The sequence below is a fragment of the Pseudomonas sp. YH-1 genome, from assembly GCF_051990045.1.
GTDB lineage: Bacteria > Pseudomonadota > Gammaproteobacteria > Pseudomonadales > Pseudomonadaceae > Pseudomonas > Pseudomonas nicosulfuronedens.
The window spans coordinates 4,522,699-4,539,405 of the sequence record NZ_CP178184.1; the positions used below are offsets into that span (position 1 = coordinate 4,522,699).

The following is a 16,707-nucleotide window of genomic DNA, read 5'->3' on the forward strand; positions in this document are numbered from 1 at the left end:
GCTATCCGAGGAATCAACAATGAACTTCGCACTCTCCGACGAGCTGATTGCACTACAAGCGCGTGTACGAGAATTCATCGTCAACGACATCCTTCCGATGGAAAGTGACCCGCGCCAAACTGCCCACGGCCCGTCCGGCGAGCTTCGCCAGGAGCTCGTGGAGAAGGCCCGCGCCCGCGGTCTGCTAACCCCCCATGCTTCCCGTGAAATGGGGGGGCTCGGTCTGAGCCATGTGGAGAAGGCGGTGATCTTCGAGGAAGCCGCCTACTCGCCGCTCGGGCCAACGGCGATGAATATCCATGCGCCGGATGAAGGCAATATCCACCTGATGGAGGTTGTTGCTACCGAGGCGCAAAAGGACCGCTGGCTGAGACCCCTTGTGCAGGGACACATTCGCTCCTGTTTCGCCATGACCGAGCCCGCGCCTGGCGCCGGCTCGGACCCATCGATGCTGACGACCACGGCGGTCCGCGATGGTGATGACTACATCATCAATGGTCTAAAGTGGCTGATCACGGGCGCGGAGGGGGCGGGCTTCGCCATCATCATGGCCCGTACCGAGGACGGCAACGCCACCATGTTCCTCACCGACACCGATCAGCCTGGTTTTTTCCTTGAGCGGATGATGGACTCGCTGGATAGCTGCTTCACCGGTGGTCACGCCGTGCTGCGCTTCGAAAATCTCAGGGTTCCGTCAAGCCAGGTGCTCGGGGAGGTGGGCAAGGGCTTCCGCTATGCGCAAGTACGCCTGGCACCCGCTCGCCTGACTCACTGCATGCGTTGGCTAGGGCAAGCGCGTCGCGCCCACGACGTGGCGTGTGCCTACGCCAACCGGCGCGAATCCTTCGGCAAGCGGCTCGGTGACCATCAGGGTGTGGGCTTCATGCTCGCTGACAACGAAATGGACTTGCTCACCACTCGCCTGGCCATCTGGCACTGCGCCTGGGTCCTGGATCAGGGAGAGCGTGGGAACTTCGAGTCGAGCATGACCAAGGTCATCAGCTCGGAGGGCATCTGGCGAGTCATCGATCGCAGCGTGCAGGTATTGGGTGGGCAGGGTGTCACCAGTGAGGCAATTGTCGACCGGATTTTCCGGGACGCCCGTGGCTTTCGTATCTACGACGGCCCCAACGAAGTGCATCGCATGAGCCTTGCGCGGAAGATTTTGTCGCGTGTCGCCGGAGGTGAACTGTGAATGCCTTTGTGAACCAGCTTTTTGACCTCACCGGACAGCGTGTCCTGGTGACCGGCGCGTCGAGCGGCCTTGGACTGCATTTTGCCAAGACTCTGGTCGCGGCAGGTGCTCGCGTTGCGGTGGCGGCTCGTCGTGTCGATCGCTTGCGTGACCTGGTCAGCGACCTGTGCTTCGAAGGGCATGATGCGAGAGCCTATACATTGGATGTGACCTCGCGCCAATCGGTGATCGAATGTCTCGACGCCATCGAGTCGGATTTCGGTGGCCTGGATGTCGTGGTCAACAACGCAGGGGTCAGCGACACCAAGCGAGTCCTGGAGTATGACGATCAGGACTGGCAGGTCATCGTCGATACCAACCTGAAAGGGGCATGGATGGTGGCCCAGGAGTCGGCCAGGCGGATGGTCGATTCCGGTCGGGGAGGGAGCTTGATCAATGTCACATCGATTCTTTCCAGTCGAGTCGGTGGAGGCGTCGGCCCTTACTGCGCAGCGAAAGCGGGTCTCAGTCACCTGACCCGTTCGATGGCATTGGAGCTGGCGCGTCACGACATCCGCGTGAACTCCATCGCACCCGGCTACATTGTCACGGAGATCAACGATGCATTCCTTTCCAGCGAGGCTGGCGAACGATTGCGCGCACGGGTTCCTAGCCGGAGATTCTGTGCAAGCAGCGATCTGGATGGAGCTTTGCTGCTCCTGGCTTCTAAAGCCGGACGAGGGATGACAGGGTCGGAGATAGTCGTTGATGGCGGCCATGCCTGCGCAGGGCTTTAGATAGCTCAGGAGGTGATGTAAATGATCACTGCAATCGTCCAGATCCGTCTTCCCGCGAAAGTTGCGTTGGCTGATGCCAGGAAGATTTTCGAGACAACTGCCCCGCAATATCAGGTGGTTGCCGGGCTCATCCGCAAGTACTACCTCTTGTCCGAGGATGAAGGACATGTAGGCGGGGTGTATTTGTGGGAGTCACGTGAGCAGGCGCTTGCCCAGTACTCCGAGGACTGGGTGGAATTTGTCCGGCAGAAATACGGAACAAGGCCGAGCGTACAGCTCTTCGAGACGCCGGTGGTGGTGGACAACATCCTGGGCCAAATCATCGTTTCCGAGGATGGTATCGACTGACGGGAGGGGCGTGACGCTTCGCTGGGCGCAGCGTCACCCTCTGCATCAATCGTCCTGCAGTACGCGCAGAACTACCTTGCCGATATGCTGACCGGACTCCATCAGGGCATGCGCCTGTTCGGCGTCTGCGAGCGGAAAAGTCTTGAAGAGCAGGGGCTTGATCGCGCCACTGCGGATATACGGCCAAACCTGCGACTCCAGCTCTGCCATGATGCCGGCTTTGTCGTCATGGCTGCGAGAGCGCAGGGTAGAGCCGATATGGGTGAGCCGCTTGACCAGCATGGGGAACAGATCGACGTTCGTGGCCGGGCCCTTGATCACACCGATCTGTACGACCCTGCCGTTCATGGCCGCGGCCCGGAAATTCCGAGAGACGTAGTCGCCCGCGATGATGTCAACGATGACGTCCACACCTCGGTTGTCGGTGCCTTTCATGATTTCTTCGACGAAGTCCTGCTCGTTGTAATTGATGGCCATATCGGCGCCAAGCGCCTGGCTAGCGAGTTGCTGTTCTTGGTTGGCCACCGTGGTGAATATCTTCGTTGCGCCGAATGCTTTTGCCAGCATGGTTGCGGTAGTACCGATTCCAGAGGCGCCGCCATGAATCAGCACCGACTCGCCAGCCTTGAACTGACCTCTCTGGAAAAGGTTCACCCAGACGGTCATGAAGGTTTCGGGAAGCGCTGCTGCTTCGGCCATTGAGAGCCCTTGCGGCAGACGTGCCGTTGTTCGCTCGTCTGCGACGGCGTATTCGGCGTAACCACCACCAGGAACAAGTGCGATGACCGGCTCGCCGACAGTGAATCGGGTCACTTCGCTGCCAAGTTCCACAACCACTCCGGAGATCTCCAGTCCAGGGATGTCCGAGGCACCGGGGGGCGGGTCGTAAAGGCCTTTGCGCTGCAGAAGGTCAGGGCCGTTTACGCCAGCGGCGTGGACCTTGATGAGAACCTCCCGGGGACCTGGTGCGGGCGTCGCGCGTTTGGTCGCTTTCAAGACTTCCGGCCCGCCTGGCTGAGTGATTTCAACGACCGTCATGTCGGATGACGGCTTGCTGCTGGTGCTGCTCATGAAGTAATCCTGAGAAAGGTGAAAGCCAGCCTTTGTGGCTAGCGTGAATTAAAGGGTACGGAAGTATCGGAAATGCGGCGCGCTGCGTTTTTGCGGCGCTCCGTTGCAGTTGTTCTTCATGGAAAAAAGCTGATGAATTGGGATGATGCACGGGTCTTTCTCGCTCTGGGGCGAGAGCTGACATTGCGCCGGGCGGCACGAGTGCTTCGAGTGGACCAGGCCACGGTAGGGCGACGCATCGCCGCCATGGAAGTGGATCTGGGATCCACCCTGTTTCTGCGCACCCCGACGGGTTACCAGTTGACCGCAATCGGCGAGGTGGCATTCGAAATGGCGGAGAAAATGGAGCGTGCGGCTCTGGAGTTGGCTCGGCGCACGCGCGGGGCGGACAACGAACAGGCAGGAGAAGTGCGCCTATCGACGACCGACTCGTTGGCCTATGACTTTGTCATTCCTGCCTTGAAGGAATTGCATCTAAAACACCCTGATATCTGCGTCATTCTCAACAGCACATCAGAGATCGTAAATCTGTCGAAACGAGAAACGGATATCGCAATAAGAAATCAGCGTCCGGAGAACCCAGACCTCATTTTGAGAAAACTGGCCGCCTGGCCAATGGGGTTGTTCGCATCCGCAGAATACATAGAAAGAAATGGCGTGCCAGAGCCTGGCACGGGATTCAAGGGGCATGATCTGGTCATGTATGAGCCCTACTGGCGAGACCGTGCTGACCCGGCGCTCGTCGATGAATCAATTGAGCAAGCGCGCGTGGTCGTTGCCGTCAATTCCAGCATGATGGTGCGCCGCTCCATAAGCGAAGGCTTGGGCATTGGTGAAATACCGATAGAGATGGGGCTGTGCGATGGACTCCAGAGAATCTGGCCCTTGCGAGAGCGAGCCAAGTCGTATGAGGTCTGGATGGTCACCCATAAGGATCTGCGCCATACCGCCCGAGTGCGCTTTGTCATTGAGTATCTCGCACAATCGTTCAGTGCACGGGGCGTCAGTTGAGCGTGGTAGCGAGCTTCCCGCAATTATTTCATTTTTGAAACAGAGTTTTTCGTCCTTCGCCTTGGCGATCACTGGGGGCGTGGCACTAACGTCTGAGAGGGGGTTACTTCTTGGAGGTGCTACATGAAAATTCGTACGGTGATGTTCGTTGTGGTTAGCGCACTCATTTGTTCGAGTGCATTTGCCGGTGACGACCTATGCACCAATAATCTGGCGCAAATGGAGCAGTTAATGAACACGCGCGGCAAAGAGGGGATAAGCGGTGCGCGCGTGAATGAGTTCTATGCACTTCATGACAAGGCCAAGAAGGCTCAGGCTGCAGGAGATACCAAGAGCTGTATTGCACTCACAACGCAGGCGCTGCAAATCCCGAAGAGTATGGGTAAGAAATAGCTGAAGGATTCGGCGGCGAAGTGGGCTGTGCCGCCGAGTCTGATCTTTACTTTATAGGTAGGAGTGCGTGTTGGATATAGTGCAGTCTATGCAGATTTTTGTACGTGTCGCCGAATTTGGCAGTTTCACCGCTGCTGCAGATTCGCTGGGGTATTCTACCCCGCACGTCTCGCGAAGCGTTTCAGAGCTGGAAGTTCATTTGCGCGCGAAGCTGATAAATAGAACGACCAGAAAGCTGGCGTTGACCGAGGTTGGGGTGCGCTATCTTGAACGCTGCAAGGCGATCATTGAAGACCTAAAGCTCGCGGAACTCGAAGCCGCCGGCGCACACCTGGAAGCGTTTGGAAAATTGCGCATGCATTCTCCAAACGGAATTGGTCATTACCATATTATTTCATTAATTGCCCAGTACTCCGAGCTGCAGCCAAATGTTGACTTCGAACTCAATCTATCTCAAGTCACACCTGATTTGCTCGCAGAGGGCTACGATCTCATAATTTCTGCAGATAGCCGCGTGCCCGACTCAGGGTTTATCGCGCAGTCACTTGGGACGACGTATAGTGTGCTCTGTGCTGGCCCTGGCTATATCAGGGAGCATGGCCTTCCTGAGGAAGTCGGTGACTTAAAAGCGCACACTTGCCTTAGGCTCCACGATCCTGCCTTTCCGAAAGGCTGGGAAATAGATGGCTATGATATGGATGAAATAATTTCACCTAGACAAACTTTCACGGTGAATGTTGCCGACTCCATCGCTCAAGCTGCGAAGGAGAACATGGGCGTCTGCTTGATTCCAAGTTATGTCGCGGCCGCTTCGGTGGGGAAGGGGGAACTAGTCAGAGTGCTGCCGCAGGTGAGAGCTAATCAGAGAAGTATTTCTGTGATCTATCCTTCTCGACACTTTCTGGATGCAAAGGTCAGGACCTGGATTGAGTTTTTGAAGAAGCATCTACCGGAACGGTTGATGGAAGATGAACGAGTACTACGGAGCGGAGCGAGTGGCATTCTCACCCCGGCCCGGTAGATATCAGCCATTGTTACACTGACTTGAGTTGGAGTATTTTTGATACTTGACTGTATGAGTCTGACCTTGATGGTCGACATAGGTTATGGTCGCCGGAATGACTCCGCAAGAGCCAGAGTCCTCGCTCGACATTGAAATCACCTTTGCGACATCTAGTTTAAGCCCGTAGGTATAGGGCGTCACATCATGGGTGGCCTCGCTTTTCACGCTGCTGCCGGATTGATCGGCAAATGAAAAGCTGGCGAAAGTCATAGCAATTGCGGTAATTAACGCTTTCATTTAAAGCCTCCTGATATCCTATCCCACCGCTGACCAGCATCGAAACTCTTAAGTTCTGATGTTTTCTAGTGGGTTGATGGAAATTCTACAGCTGACCTCTCCTAAATAAATGCCCAGCCACCTAATACATTTTTTTGTCGCACTTAAGAATCTGCCGGGAGGGGAGGTGTGACTATCACGGAGAGGCGCGCCTGTGAATATGCTCGGGACGGTGTTAGCGTCCTCAGGTGGGCCTTGAGGGTTTGTTCGGGCATGACGAGTCCTTGCGCTGTAGTGGCACCACAAGAGGGGCTGGGATAGGGTGCGATGCACCACTTCACGGGGTTCAGGGATGAAAGCGATAACGGTTCTGTTTGGCTTGATGATCGTCACGCTGGGGCTCTTGGCGGACGAATGGCATATCAAGGGGCTGGTGGCGGTGTTCGGCTCGTTCTTCGTGATCTACGGCCTGCGCGATGTTCCTGCCGTCCGGCGCCGTTTCCCCGACCTGCTTGAGGAAATGGGCAAAAAGCGCAGCGGCCCTTAATGGCGCAATGGTTTTTGCTGATCTAGTTTCCCAAGACACCGGAATTCAGCCGAGCCAAGGAGTGGTGATGAACAAGATGCAGAAGCAGTTTCTTGAAGAGGAACAGCGCCTAATTTCCGACTTCATGGCGAAGGCCGACGCGCTAGAAGCGCTTCTGGAAACACACAGCAGCTCTGATCCTGACTTTGAGCAGAAGGCCGAACAGCTGCAGCAGGAGATGATGGAGGCCAGTGAGCGAGTCAAGAATCACAAGCCTCCGACTACCTGGCTCACGTCGTTACTGTTGAAGCTGCGGGTCGCCTGTGGGTTTGTTGTTGCCCAGCGGTGCGTTGTTCATTGGCGCGCTGCTGCTGGCGGCTTACCATAAGGGATAGGCAAACGACTGTGTTTATGACTACCAGCAAAGACAAAAGCATCGAAGTGCTCGGCCAGGAGCGGCGTCGCCGCCGGGGCGTCGAGGAGAAACTGGCCATGGTTCGGGAGAGCCTGGAGCCCGGGCAAAGCGTCTCGGTGGTGGCCCAGCGCAATGGCAGCAATCCCAACCAACTGTTCCACTGGCGCAAGCTCTACCAGGATGGCAGCCTCTCGGCGGTCAGTGCCGGTGACACGAGCAACACCCGCTGGTGTTCGGATGGCTTCGAGTTCCGCTGCGAGGACGGTGAAAAACTGCGCGTGACCTTCGCCCTGGACTGCTGCGACCGCGAGGCCATCAGTTGGGTGGCCAGCCCACACGGCTACAGTGGCGACGATGTCCGCGACGTGATGCTGGAAGCCATCGAGCAACGCTTCGGTAGCGAGCTACCAGCGTCGCCCGTACAATGGCTGAGCGATAACGGCTCGGCCTATACCGCCGAGCAGACCCGGACCTTTGCCCGGCAGATCGGCCTGCTGCCGCTGACAACTCCGGTGTGCAGCCCACAGAGTAACGGCATGGCGGAGAGCTTCGTGAAGACGATGAAGCGTGACTACATCCGTCACATGCCCAAGCCCGATCGAGCGACGGCCCTGCGCAACCTGGCCATCGCCTTCGAGCATTACAACGAGGAACATCCGCACAGCGCACTGAACTACCGCTCACCTAGGGAGTTCAGGCGCCTGGCTGAAGCATCAACTTAACGGGGTGCCGGTGTCCGGTTTGATAGGGGCAAGTCCACAGATAGAGCGTCGACTCATTAAGCTGTAAGGAGCGGCGGAGTGACAGAGACTACTGATGCCCCGAAAGATGGCGAATCTAATTTTTACAGCTGGGATGACGATTACGCCGAACGGATCGGGGCTCAGGGGCCAGGATGGCCAAGCTGAATCGGCAGAGGAGGAGGGTGACTACCAATCCCCGGATAACATACGCGTAGCCTCCTTCATCACTCTTTGTAGTGGGATTTGAACTCACAACCTGCTTCCGTTTGGTGCTCCAGACTGGTTTCACCTTAACGGCTCAGTGGCAGGGCTGGCTGCGGGGGTACTTACGGCTTACCAATTCGACTCGATGAGAGTCGAGGTCTGAGATCAAGCACCTTGACCGTAAGTCGTATGCAATCACTCACGTCATTGGCAACCCGAGAGGCTTCAGTCTCGAGCATCGTCTTTAGGCCCTTGATATCAATTCTCTCCGCCGTGTCCGGATGATCCCATTTGCGGTCACTGGCTACCGTTACGAGTAGACAGCCGGAGCGACTGCTTTCAGCTGCCATATATTTGGTAACTAGCTGACACTTAATCGTGTCGCGTAGCTCACGGCCTGACCAATTTTCACCAAGTTTGAGCTCAATTGTGCCTTGCTGGCCTGACAATGAACGCAGCCTGATATCCGTCTCCTTCTCATCGGCGGTGACCGCCTCTTGATCGACCTGATAGACATGATTGGACGCATGCTGCAAGGCACGAGAGATTTCCCGGCGCATCACTTTCTCGTCTTTGATTAAGGCCCACGCATCACGTGGCGAGACATCCTGAAGTAGCAAGTCTTCAAGATCATCGAGTCGGTCGACAAGCACCGCAAACATATCATCTCTAGTCGTCGGTGGCAGTTCACCGTAGCGGCTGAACTGATCTAGTTCGAGCTCAGTGAAAACAGCGTTGTCGGCCCCTTCAGCCTCCTTCTCCCGGGCAAGCATTGCTAAGCGGTCTCTGAAGTGGGCGAACAGGGGGTCCGCAGTCATTTCGAGTTTGACTGCCCAAGCTTCGCTCCCACTGGCACCGAGAAGCGCGCTCAATACTGCATTTCTTCCCTCCTGCGCCGCGTCGCGGGAGCCGGGTGAAAAGACTCCTTCGTGGACGATATCGTCGCAGGGGCGTACATACCGATAAGCTAGTCTGGCAAGGCGTAGGAGCAACTGAGGGGTAAAGCTGGGTCTCGTAAGATCAACGCGCAGACTGTTGTGGCGGTCGCCGAACAGTGTACCGAAGACGTCTATCGCAGTACCGGTCTCTGCGGGTTCAAACGGTGCCAACAAGCGCTCGAGGGCTTCGCTACCCTTTGCCGGATCGCATCGCATTAGCGTTGTCAGCCACGTCTGTGTAAACGCATTCGGCGTACTGATCTTCAGCCGGTCTTCAGCCATGAGGCATACGTGGTTCGTTGTTCCATCATCGACATGCTCAAGGAGGATTTTGAGTACTCGCTCAAGCCGCCCGGCTGCAGTCAACTCGTCCTCATTGTCGCGCAGACTGCAAGTATGGGCATCTAGCCAGGCGCGCAGACGAGGCAGGAACAGCTGTGCGACCGTGGCGGGCGCATGGCTAATATTCTGAAGCATGATGGCAAATGTACGCGGTGCTGCGATCTCTTCAAGTTCGGCAGTAAGATCAGGTCCGAGCGTCCGTTCGACCGAGACGGAATGCTCACGGGCGAGTGCTTCGAGCCACGTCGGAAAACCGCTCGACTCAATCGGCGCATAGCGCGCAGCAAGCTCGGCTTCTTCGACAGAAAGCTTGCATGCCCAATCGGGGTCTTCAGCTTCAGCAGCAATTGCGGCCAGACCGAGTTGCCAACGAATTAGGAATGTTCCTCTTTTATCCGCGGGCCTCTCGTAGCGAAGTGTTGGACGATCGTTGCGCCAGATCGAACGCATGCTGATGCGTAGCTGGTCGGCAATCTCTTTACCAAAATACTTTTCGATAAAGCGGCGATCCCAGCCCGACGAGCGGCTTTCGTTGCCGGAGAGTTGCATTACCTGCCAAAGGTTCCAGGTGGTGCTGCCTTCGTGGTCTGGGCCGAAGGCGGTCTTGGGATGGTCGGCAACCTCTTGCCAGAACTTCACCCAGTCTTTGTGGCGCTTTGCTTCGCGTTTTTCGCTGGCCTTGCGCTGCTGCTCGATCCTAGCGTTAAGCTTTGCCGCTTCGGGATCTACAGATGGGGGAGCGAGGTGGCGCTCGAGCAGGTTGACCAACTCTGGTTGGTCGGCCACAAATTGTTTGAGGCCTTCAATATGATTGCGTGGATCGCCGGTGTCATCCCTAATGCCATGCAGCGAGGCATAGAGCATCATAGTCCGTTCTGGGAGCGGACGATCTATATCGGCAAGAGTACGCTGTACCCAAATGCCGTCCTGTGCGCCATTGAGATTGAGCGGGCCATTGAACGATGCCTGGTGTAGCCGTCGCCAAGGATCGTCTTCTAAATGCAGGCCTTGACTGAATGCATCGTCGGCCCAGAAGATTTCCTCGCGCAGTTGCGACGATAGATTGGCTAGCGTAGAGCGTAGGCTCTGCACAGGGTCATCACGGCCGTGATTTTCGTGCTCGAGGCGCAGCGCGATTACTGTAGAGCGCAGGATAGCTGCTTCCATTTCGCGCCCATAAATCAGTCTGAGGCAGACTGCGGCCAATATCGGAATAAGGTGAGAGCAGCAACTCACGAGATGCGGCCATTCCTTCTTCCAGACGAGGCCATTGGTAATCAAGTCCGTCAAACCTGTGCGCAGCGCTTCCAGGTACCCCGGAGCGAACCTTGGTTCGGCGATAATGTTGCGAGGCAACATCCATCTCAGCTCGTCGATTGTGTTTTCCGTTTCCTGGATACGCTTCAGGATCCGGCAGAACTGTTCAGGTGCTATGTGGTGCGGGAATAGTCGGATGATGGCGCCACGCACAAGAGTATCTGGCCAGAGTGCTGGTGTGTCCGCCATCGCCATTGTCAGTGACTCGAGCCGCTGATCGTTGAGTTCGACCAGAGCCTCAATCGCATCAAGGCGCTCTCCGTGTGTTGCTGTTATATCGATCGCAACGCGATGAGCAATATCTGCACATGTGGACATCTGTCCTGCGCCGATTAGTTGGAGTAACAGCTCGCGAACTTCGTGATTCTCAATACCTGTCTGCCACAAGTTCTGTACGTGGTCTTCCAGATCCTGCGACGCGAAGCGGTGCACCTGTACTCGTGGGACATGTAGTCCACGCCATCCACCTTGGCCATAGCGCTGCACGTAGAACTGCAACGCGTCGACGCGAAGCGGGAGCGGAAGTGATTCTGGGTCTGCATGGTCAAGCAACACTTCGGGTTCATGGTCACGAATTTCGGAAAAGATGCTCGGCTGCGATGCGGCCAGCCAGGCCGCGACCGGACGCATCGTTGGTCGCATGACTCTGACACCCTGCGGAAGCTCGGCAAACAGTAACCGTTTCACCGCTTTGATCGGCATTCCTTGCCCCAATCGAACCTTCAGGCATTGCGCCGCGAGGAATTCGATGACTGAGCGATGATGGAACCGAATACGGCCATAACTCGCGAACCCAAATAAGGCACGCTCAAGTAAGGTTTCGCGCTCCTTAGGCGTCCAATCATGCAGTACTAACGCTGGATCGAGGACAGTTCCCGGCTCACCACTCCGGTCGGCTTCCACGCTGAGCCGAATAGTCAGTTTGCGGGTCAGCAGGGAGGCGAGTGCTAGACGACTTGCCCCCTCAAATGCCTTGTCGGGTGACAACTGTGCAGGCTCCTGCCTGTCGGTGCGCGGTTTAAGCTTGACACGAATATTGTTTGCCACCTGATCGAAGTGGGTACGAACTCGACGATGTTCACGCCAGTCTGTACAAAGCTCTATGAGATCCTGAGGACGGCGTGCGAAATCCTCCGCGTTGCGTGTACGAATATCAGAGAGCAGCGCGTCGGCATCGTCGATACCTTCGATTGTTGCCATCTCCCGGATTTGCTCGTCGGACAAGGGCATCAAGGCTACGTTGCGCCAAACAGGAGCTGCTTCCTTCTCTCGCTGTCCAGAGCTCTTTCTCTGACGGCCTATTGCGATGTCGGCAAAGGAGTCTCCGCTTGCGATTAGCTCAAGTGGTTCTGGTACTGGCAAATGCTGTTGAATGAGTTGCTGATCAACAGCGATCGGGCGCGTCGTTATGATAATTCGAACGCGGCTGAGCTGGCCGGCAATAGCTTTGCTCAAGCGCTTGAGGGCGGTCTCAAAAGAACCAAGGGTTAGCTTAAGCTCATCAATCGAGTCGAGAAAGAAGGTGGCAATATCGGACTGGGCTGCCAGCCATTCGTCTAGCCTTGCCTCCTCATCTGCTGAAAGTAAGTCCCGCAGGTTTTGTGTCGAAAGCTGAGCTAGTTCGAGGTAGAAAGCAGCGTCGCCTGCATCCCACAGAGCCTGTTGTTGGGCACGGCACTCATAGGTCTTTCCTGCACCGGCTTCCGAAATAATAAGAACGCGCCGTGATTCAAGTAGCTTGTCCCAACCGATAGCGCCTGCCCACCCCATCCGTGCCAGTATCAACGCCCGCTCATGATCGGCGACGTCCTCTTGGGAAAGATCGCGGAAGGTGCGCTGAATGCGGAATTCTAGCTTGCTTGATGATGTCACAGGCGCCATAGAGGGAAGGTCTTTTACAGGGAAGAAGCCATGCCGGTAATTTCTTGCACGATTATGCAAAAGAATCCTATAGATGGAGTGAGCTCTATAGCAGCTTTTCATGGCCAGTAAATACTGACTACAAGCTTCTACGGCGCAGCAGGCTTCGCGATGACCTGAGCTTGACGTGCGAAGCACATCTGATGGTGACACGGAAGAAGCCTACTTAGAGGATGACCTCAATGATGAAGAGGTCGAAGACGACGAACTGGATACGTTCCAGGAGATCTTCGGCACTGACGATGAGGAAGAAGCGTCCGAGGCAGGCCTACGATCACATTCTCAAAATGATGGAGAGGGTCGACTGAGCGCCGTCCCGAAAGGGGAGCGATTTATTGGCGGCTGCGCGGAGGGGGAGGTCTGTAGTTTCTCAAGACTGACGAAACCCAACCGGTGGGTGCTGGCCACCTCATGTCGCTATTGCGCTGCTACGCGACTAGCGCTGTACCTTTAATCCTTTGATGGAGTGCGCCCGCTGCTCATCCAGCGAGTTGTAGTAGGTGTTCTGTGTGGTGCTCAGGCTGTTGTGGCGCAGGTCGGCCTGCAGGTCCTTCATGTCGCGGTACGGCGCATCGAAGGTTGCCGCGGTGTGGCGTAGCCAGTGAAGTGACGCCGAGCGTAGCTGGTCGACTTCGTCGTCGCTCCAACCTTCCTCAGCCATGCGCCTGAGCGAACGATCGAAGACCTCCTGCAGCAGCAAGCGCACGTGGCGGTCGGAGAGGCCTGCACGGCCCTTGAGGGTGGTGATCAGCGGAGTCTTTTCAGCGGGTGAGGGCAGGGGAGGCAACTGTAGGTGACGGCGATAGCGCACCAAGTAGTGCTGAATATAGTCGTCACGCACGCTAATCTTGGCGGCCTTGTTGCCCTTGCCAACCACGTGAAACCACCAGTTGCCGGTGCTATCGCGGCGGAAATCGCCCATGCACGGTTCCCAGTTGTCGCGTCCTACCAGGTCGGAGATGCGTAGGTACATGGAGAACAGCGTGGCGATGAGGAACAGCGTGCGCTCGTGCAACGGATCTTCAGCGGCCATGAGCTCGGCCGTCTCGATGACGAAACTCCATTGCAGTTGAGTCAGCGAGCGCGAGGTGACATCGAGCGTATTGCGCTGTTTATAGATGGACTTCTGCTTGACCGCGCGAAACGGGTTCACCTCAGTCAAGCCTTCGTCCATGGCGTGCTGGAAGAAACTGCCGCACACCGCGAAAACCTGCGCTACCGACCCCTGGGCCATGCGATAGGGGCGTTCGGGCGGCTCACTCAGAGCCTCGGTGGCAAGCTTGCGCTCACGTTTGGCCAGGGTGCTGCTGAAGGGGCGCCATTCGGGGTTCACCGCGTAGCTGTCGGACTGGAGCTTCTTGCGCCCGCCAATGCGAACGAAGCGCGACCTGACCACCGGGCCAATCCAACTTGCCGGCGGACTCAGGCAGAATTCCATGAAGGCTTCTGCATCCTTACGCCGTAGCTCAAGCAACGGTTTTTCTGCTATCAGCACACTCCATAGAAGCAGACGTTCCACATGCGTACGATAGGAGTTGTAGGTGGCCTCGTTACCGCCATAAGACTTCAGAAAGCCACGTACTGCTTGATAGCTTTCGATGGCTGAGCAGCGACTATCCAGGCCGCTCAAGTAATCACGAACAACCGGCAGTTCATTGGTCAGCTGCTGGAAATTGAGCTCATGAAAGCGATCGAATGTATCGAACAGCGGTTGGATAGCTTGTGGCATTTCTTGGCGGCTAGGTGCTGAAGAAGCCTCTAGCTTGATGCTTCTAGCACCGAAAATGCAATATCCGGGTCTGATGATTATCGGATATTGCGCGCGAATATCTTGCTACTCTACTCTCGAAGTGACCATATTAGGTTTTGGAGTTATGTCTAAGAATCCTCATCCCCAAGTGCTTTTTCTCGACTTTGATGGCGTGCTTCATCCTGACGCAGTATTTCACACAAGCAAAGGCTTGCAGCTTAGAAGTGAAGGTCAACTATTCATGTGGGCACCATTGTTGGTGCAAGCACTAGCGGACCAGCCGCAGGTTAGCATTGTGCTAAGTACTAGTTGGGTTCGCCAATTTGGCTACCATCGTGCGCGAAAATACTTACCAGAGGCCATTCAACATCGCGTGATTGGTGCGACATGGCACAGCACGATGGCTCGCAACTGGGCAGATCAAAGCTGGTGGGACGGAGCTTCGCGTTACGAACAGATCAGTCGCCACGCAGCACGAGCAAGACTGAGCGACTGGCTTGCGATTGATGACGACACGGCAAGCTGGCCGGTTGACGCGGGACACCATTTATTGCCATGTGACGGAAGGCTAGGGCTCTCTCAGCCAGGATGCATCGATTCACTGAGGGCATGGCTCGGCGGGCAGTGATCGCCGCAATTTGAGCATTTCGCAATGCGAAATGCTGCTCCTGCTGCCTTTTTACTTCGCAGTGCGAAATTTTTCTAATGGATAGCTGCCTGCAAGTGCCTAGCGCATTGCCCCTTTGGACTGGGGATTCGGCCGCAGCTTCACTAGCAATCTCGAGCGCGCAATGGCAAGGGCGGCTTCGGCTCCAACGTTACGCAGGCTAATCGGTCTAAACTCCAATCTTCGACGGCCTGATTGCTCCCTTGCCCCCGGAAAGTCCTGACGAGGCGGGCTGCGAAATTACCACTCCGGATTTCCTCTTTTTCTCGGGTTATCGTTTTTTGTAGGCACAAAGAATGTTAGTAACTGCCAGTGACACCACTACAGCCTGATGGGACCGCCATCAGCCATTTCGCATTGCGAAATGGCTGCAGGGCCTTTTTATTTTTTAGATGACCATGCGCAGGGGCAAGCTTCTGCATTTAGAGACTCGGCGCGCAGGTTCCTAGGTCAGTGGCACTGATAAGGTTTCAGTCTCGTTTTTAGAAAACGAGACTGAAACAGACACGGCTCTGCAGCGAAGAGATCACGCATAAGTCACTGAAATCAAAGAGTCCACTTTTCAAAAAACGGAAGTCCATTTTTTAAAAAACGGCGACAACAGTCTGGCGGCGTTGATTCTGTGACACTCGATCCTGTGCTTCGTATAGATAACTTCGCATAATGTATATTATGTTAAATTACAGATCACCGTTGATCCGCCAGTGATCTCCAACCTCCTCTTTGGGTGGCCTGGCTCTCAGAGTTTCTGCGTCTCGATTTCTGCGCCTTTGCTCGTCTCCAGCGCAATGATCTGCAATGCAACCTTCACGAAGCGGCGCTGAGAACTTCGACCGATTTGTGTGCAGTCACCAGCTATCATCAGTGCATGCCGCCCGGTGCTGGATGGTCTGCCTGGAGACACTGCTTGAATCGGACTCGACTGCTCATCGCATCCTGCCTGTCGCTGACTTCCTTCCTAGCTCATGCCCAACCCCAGATGGATTTTCTCCAGGGCCGCCTCTACGAACTCCGCCGCGATACCTCGCCAGCCACTTGTACCGAATGGCCAAACGGCCTCCCGGATGGCGTCTGGGGCAATGGTGGCGATTACGTTCCCGATGGCGAACACCTGAGCTCCAATGGCGACGTACTGATCACTTCGGCGATCTACAAGCCCACGGGTGTTCGCGTTTCGCACACCTTCTACAGAAGCCGGCAGTCCTGCCTGGCGGACCTTTCCCCGCAACCGGTGACGGTTACCGTGAAGAGCGACGGCCAGGGAAGCTACATCGACAGGCTGCAGCGCGATTTCGGCAGCCGCCTGTATTTCAGCTCCGCCGAGGCCGAGGCCCTGGTGAAGAGGATCAATATCGACTGCAAGGCTCCGGATGGCCGTTATCTGCCGCTCTACAACGCTCTGCTGGCACGCCTGGATGAAGCCAGCACGCCCGACGCCTGGATGGAAACCCGCGTGGTCAACACCGGCAAGAAGCTGCGGGTGTTCGACAGCGTTCGGCTGAAAAACGGCAAGGAGCTCACCCCTCAGCTGACCCTGGAAATAAACGAGTTCGGCGGGTACGAAACCCACGGCGTTCGCCCACAGGCGCTGTCGAATGCCTGCTTTGGCAGCTACGGCCCGATCTGGAAGCTCTAACCCTCTCAGTGCTCTCGTAAGTATTTGAATCTGCTGAAGTTGCCTTTCTAGACAGGCAATAGCGACTTAAGCTCGCCGGCCGGCAAAAAGCTGCGGATCACCCATACTCATTTCACTTCGATCAGCACCTGTGCAGTCCTCCGCAATGAGAGGTCTGTGCGAGCGAGTGCCCGAAC

15 protein-coding genes are annotated in these 16,707 nt (G+C 56.1%); 11 read left to right on the forward strand and 4 right to left on the reverse strand.

Features of this window, described 5'->3' with window-relative positions:
• Positions 1-19 precede the first annotated feature (19 nt).
• From ACKI1H_RS20720 to ACKI1H_RS20730, 3 genes are read left to right on the forward strand one after another with little or no spacing between them, the layout of a single operon-like run.
• Positions 20-1,195 carry an acyl-CoA dehydrogenase family protein gene (locus ACKI1H_RS20720; RefSeq protein WP_440466159.1) on the forward strand — a complete coding sequence of 392 codons (1,176 nt, stop codon included), beginning with the start codon at positions 20-22 and terminating at the stop codon, positions 1,193-1,195.
• On the forward strand, positions 1,192-1,971 hold the full coding sequence (locus ACKI1H_RS20725) for an SDR family NAD(P)-dependent oxidoreductase (RefSeq protein WP_440466160.1): 780 nt from the start codon (positions 1,192-1,194) through the stop codon (positions 1,969-1,971). The genes ACKI1H_RS20720 and ACKI1H_RS20725 overlap by 4 nt, the downstream gene beginning before the upstream one ends.
• A 21-nt stretch (positions 1,972-1,992) precedes the next feature.
• Positions 1,993-2,319, forward strand: a complete 327-nt coding sequence (locus tag ACKI1H_RS20730) for a YdhR family protein (RefSeq protein ID WP_440466161.1) — start codon at positions 1,993-1,995, stop codon at positions 2,317-2,319.
• 45 nt (positions 2,320-2,364) lie between these two features.
• Here ACKI1H_RS20730 and ACKI1H_RS20735 read toward each other — a convergent pair whose 3' ends face one another.
• Positions 2,365-3,357 carry an NAD(P)H-quinone oxidoreductase gene (locus tag ACKI1H_RS20735; protein WP_440468895.1) on the reverse strand — a complete coding sequence of 331 codons (993 nt, stop codon included), beginning with the start codon at positions 3,355-3,357 and terminating at the stop codon, positions 2,365-2,367.
• A gap of 165 nt (positions 3,358-3,522) precedes the next feature.
• On the opposite strand from ACKI1H_RS20735, the gene ACKI1H_RS20740 reads away from it, so the two are divergent.
• From ACKI1H_RS20740 to ACKI1H_RS20750, 3 genes are all read left to right on the forward strand, one after another.
• Positions 3,523-4,401, forward strand: a complete 879-nt coding sequence (locus ACKI1H_RS20740; RefSeq protein ID WP_440466162.1) for a LysR family transcriptional regulator — start codon at positions 3,523-3,525, stop codon at positions 4,399-4,401.
• A gap of 123 nt (positions 4,402-4,524) precedes the next feature.
• Complete coding sequence (locus ACKI1H_RS20745; protein WP_440466163.1) at positions 4,525-4,794, forward strand: hypothetical protein; 270 nt, start codon at positions 4,525-4,527, stop codon at positions 4,792-4,794.
• A 70-nt stretch (positions 4,795-4,864) separates the two neighbouring features.
• Positions 4,865-5,815 (forward strand): LysR family transcriptional regulator, encoded by a 951-nt coding sequence (locus ACKI1H_RS20750; protein WP_440466164.1) that lies wholly within the window; start codon positions 4,865-4,867, stop codon positions 5,813-5,815.
• Positions 5,816-5,818: 3 nt separating this feature from the next.
• On the opposite strand, the gene ACKI1H_RS20755 is transcribed toward ACKI1H_RS20750, so the two are convergent.
• Complete coding sequence (locus tag ACKI1H_RS20755) at positions 5,819-6,094, reverse strand: DUF2790 domain-containing protein (RefSeq protein WP_440466165.1); 276 nt, start codon at positions 6,092-6,094, stop codon at positions 5,819-5,821.
• Between the two features lie 331 nt (positions 6,095-6,425).
• On the opposite strand from ACKI1H_RS20755, the gene ACKI1H_RS20760 reads away from it, so the two are divergent.
• From ACKI1H_RS20760 to ACKI1H_RS20770, 3 genes are all read left to right on the forward strand, one after another.
• The gene (locus ACKI1H_RS20760) at positions 6,426-6,620 is read left to right on the forward strand and encodes a hypothetical protein (RefSeq protein ID WP_440466166.1); all 195 of its coding nucleotides are present in this window, start codon (positions 6,426-6,428) and stop codon (positions 6,618-6,620) included.
• 67 nt (positions 6,621-6,687) lie between these two features.
• Positions 6,688-6,987: a hypothetical protein gene (locus tag ACKI1H_RS20765; protein WP_440466167.1), complete on the forward strand. Its 300-nt coding sequence runs from the start codon at positions 6,688-6,690 to the stop codon at positions 6,985-6,987.
• A gap of 23 nt (positions 6,988-7,010) precedes the next feature.
• On the forward strand, positions 7,011-7,736 hold the full coding sequence (locus ACKI1H_RS20770) for an IS3 family transposase (RefSeq protein WP_440466168.1): 726 nt from the start codon (positions 7,011-7,013) through the stop codon (positions 7,734-7,736).
• A 347-nt stretch (positions 7,737-8,083) separates the two neighbouring features.
• Here ACKI1H_RS20770 and ACKI1H_RS20775 read toward each other — a convergent pair whose 3' ends face one another.
• Both ACKI1H_RS20775 and ACKI1H_RS20780 read right to left on the reverse strand, forming a co-directional pair.
• Positions 8,084-12,439 (reverse strand): hypothetical protein, encoded by a 4,356-nt coding sequence (locus ACKI1H_RS20775; RefSeq protein ID WP_440466169.1) that lies wholly within the window; start codon positions 12,437-12,439, stop codon positions 8,084-8,086.
• Positions 12,440-12,914: 475 nt separating this feature from the next.
• Positions 12,915-14,207, reverse strand: coding sequence for a tyrosine-type recombinase/integrase (locus ACKI1H_RS20780; RefSeq protein ID WP_440466170.1), 1,293 nt, complete (start codon positions 14,205-14,207; stop codon positions 12,915-12,917).
• 145 nt (positions 14,208-14,352) lie between these two features.
• Between ACKI1H_RS20780 and ACKI1H_RS20785 the strand changes: the two genes are divergently transcribed.
• Positions 14,353-14,856: an HAD domain-containing protein gene (locus tag ACKI1H_RS20785; RefSeq protein ID WP_440468896.1), complete on the forward strand. Its 504-nt coding sequence runs from the start codon at positions 14,353-14,355 to the stop codon at positions 14,854-14,856.
• Positions 14,857-15,802: 946 nt separating this feature from the next.
• Positions 15,803-16,531: a hypothetical protein gene (locus tag ACKI1H_RS20790; protein ID WP_440466171.1), complete on the forward strand. Its 729-nt coding sequence runs from the start codon at positions 15,803-15,805 to the stop codon at positions 16,529-16,531.
• Positions 16,532-16,707: the final 176 nt, after the last annotated feature.

Bases quoted from the DNA above. Each gene is read 5' to 3' on its own strand.
- ACKI1H_RS20775 (WP_440466169.1), bottom strand. From the start codon at position 12,439: ATGGCGCCTGTGACATCATCAAGCAAGCTAGAATTCCGCATTCAGCGC.
- ACKI1H_RS20780 (WP_440466170.1), bottom strand. From the start codon at position 14,207: ATGCCACAAGCTATCCAACCGCTGTTCGATACATTCGATCGCTTTCAT.
- ACKI1H_RS20755 (WP_440466165.1), bottom strand. From the start codon at position 6,094: ATGAAAGCGTTAATTACCGCAATTGCTATGACTTTCGCCAGCTTTTCA.
- ACKI1H_RS20770 (WP_440466168.1), top strand. From the start codon at position 7,011: ATGACTACCAGCAAAGACAAAAGCATCGAAGTGCTCGGCCAGGAGCGG.
- ACKI1H_RS20745 (WP_440466163.1), top strand. From the start codon at position 4,525: ATGAAAATTCGTACGGTGATGTTCGTTGTGGTTAGCGCACTCATTTGT.
- ACKI1H_RS20740 (WP_440466162.1), top strand. From the start codon at position 3,523: ATGAATTGGGATGATGCACGGGTCTTTCTCGCTCTGGGGCGAGAGCTG.
- ACKI1H_RS20765 (WP_440466167.1), top strand. From the start codon at position 6,688: ATGAACAAGATGCAGAAGCAGTTTCTTGAAGAGGAACAGCGCCTAATT.
- ACKI1H_RS20785 (WP_440468896.1), top strand. From the start codon at position 14,353: ATGTCTAAGAATCCTCATCCCCAAGTGCTTTTTCTCGACTTTGATGGC.
- ACKI1H_RS20720 (WP_440466159.1), top strand. From the start codon at position 20: ATGAACTTCGCACTCTCCGACGAGCTGATTGCACTACAAGCGCGTGTA.
- ACKI1H_RS20760 (WP_440466166.1), top strand. From the start codon at position 6,426: ATGAAAGCGATAACGGTTCTGTTTGGCTTGATGATCGTCACGCTGGGG.
- ACKI1H_RS20730 (WP_440466161.1), top strand. From the start codon at position 1,993: ATGATCACTGCAATCGTCCAGATCCGTCTTCCCGCGAAAGTTGCGTTG.
- ACKI1H_RS20735 (WP_440468895.1), bottom strand. From the start codon at position 3,357: ATGACGGTCGTTGAAATCACTCAGCCAGGCGGGCCGGAAGTCTTGAAA.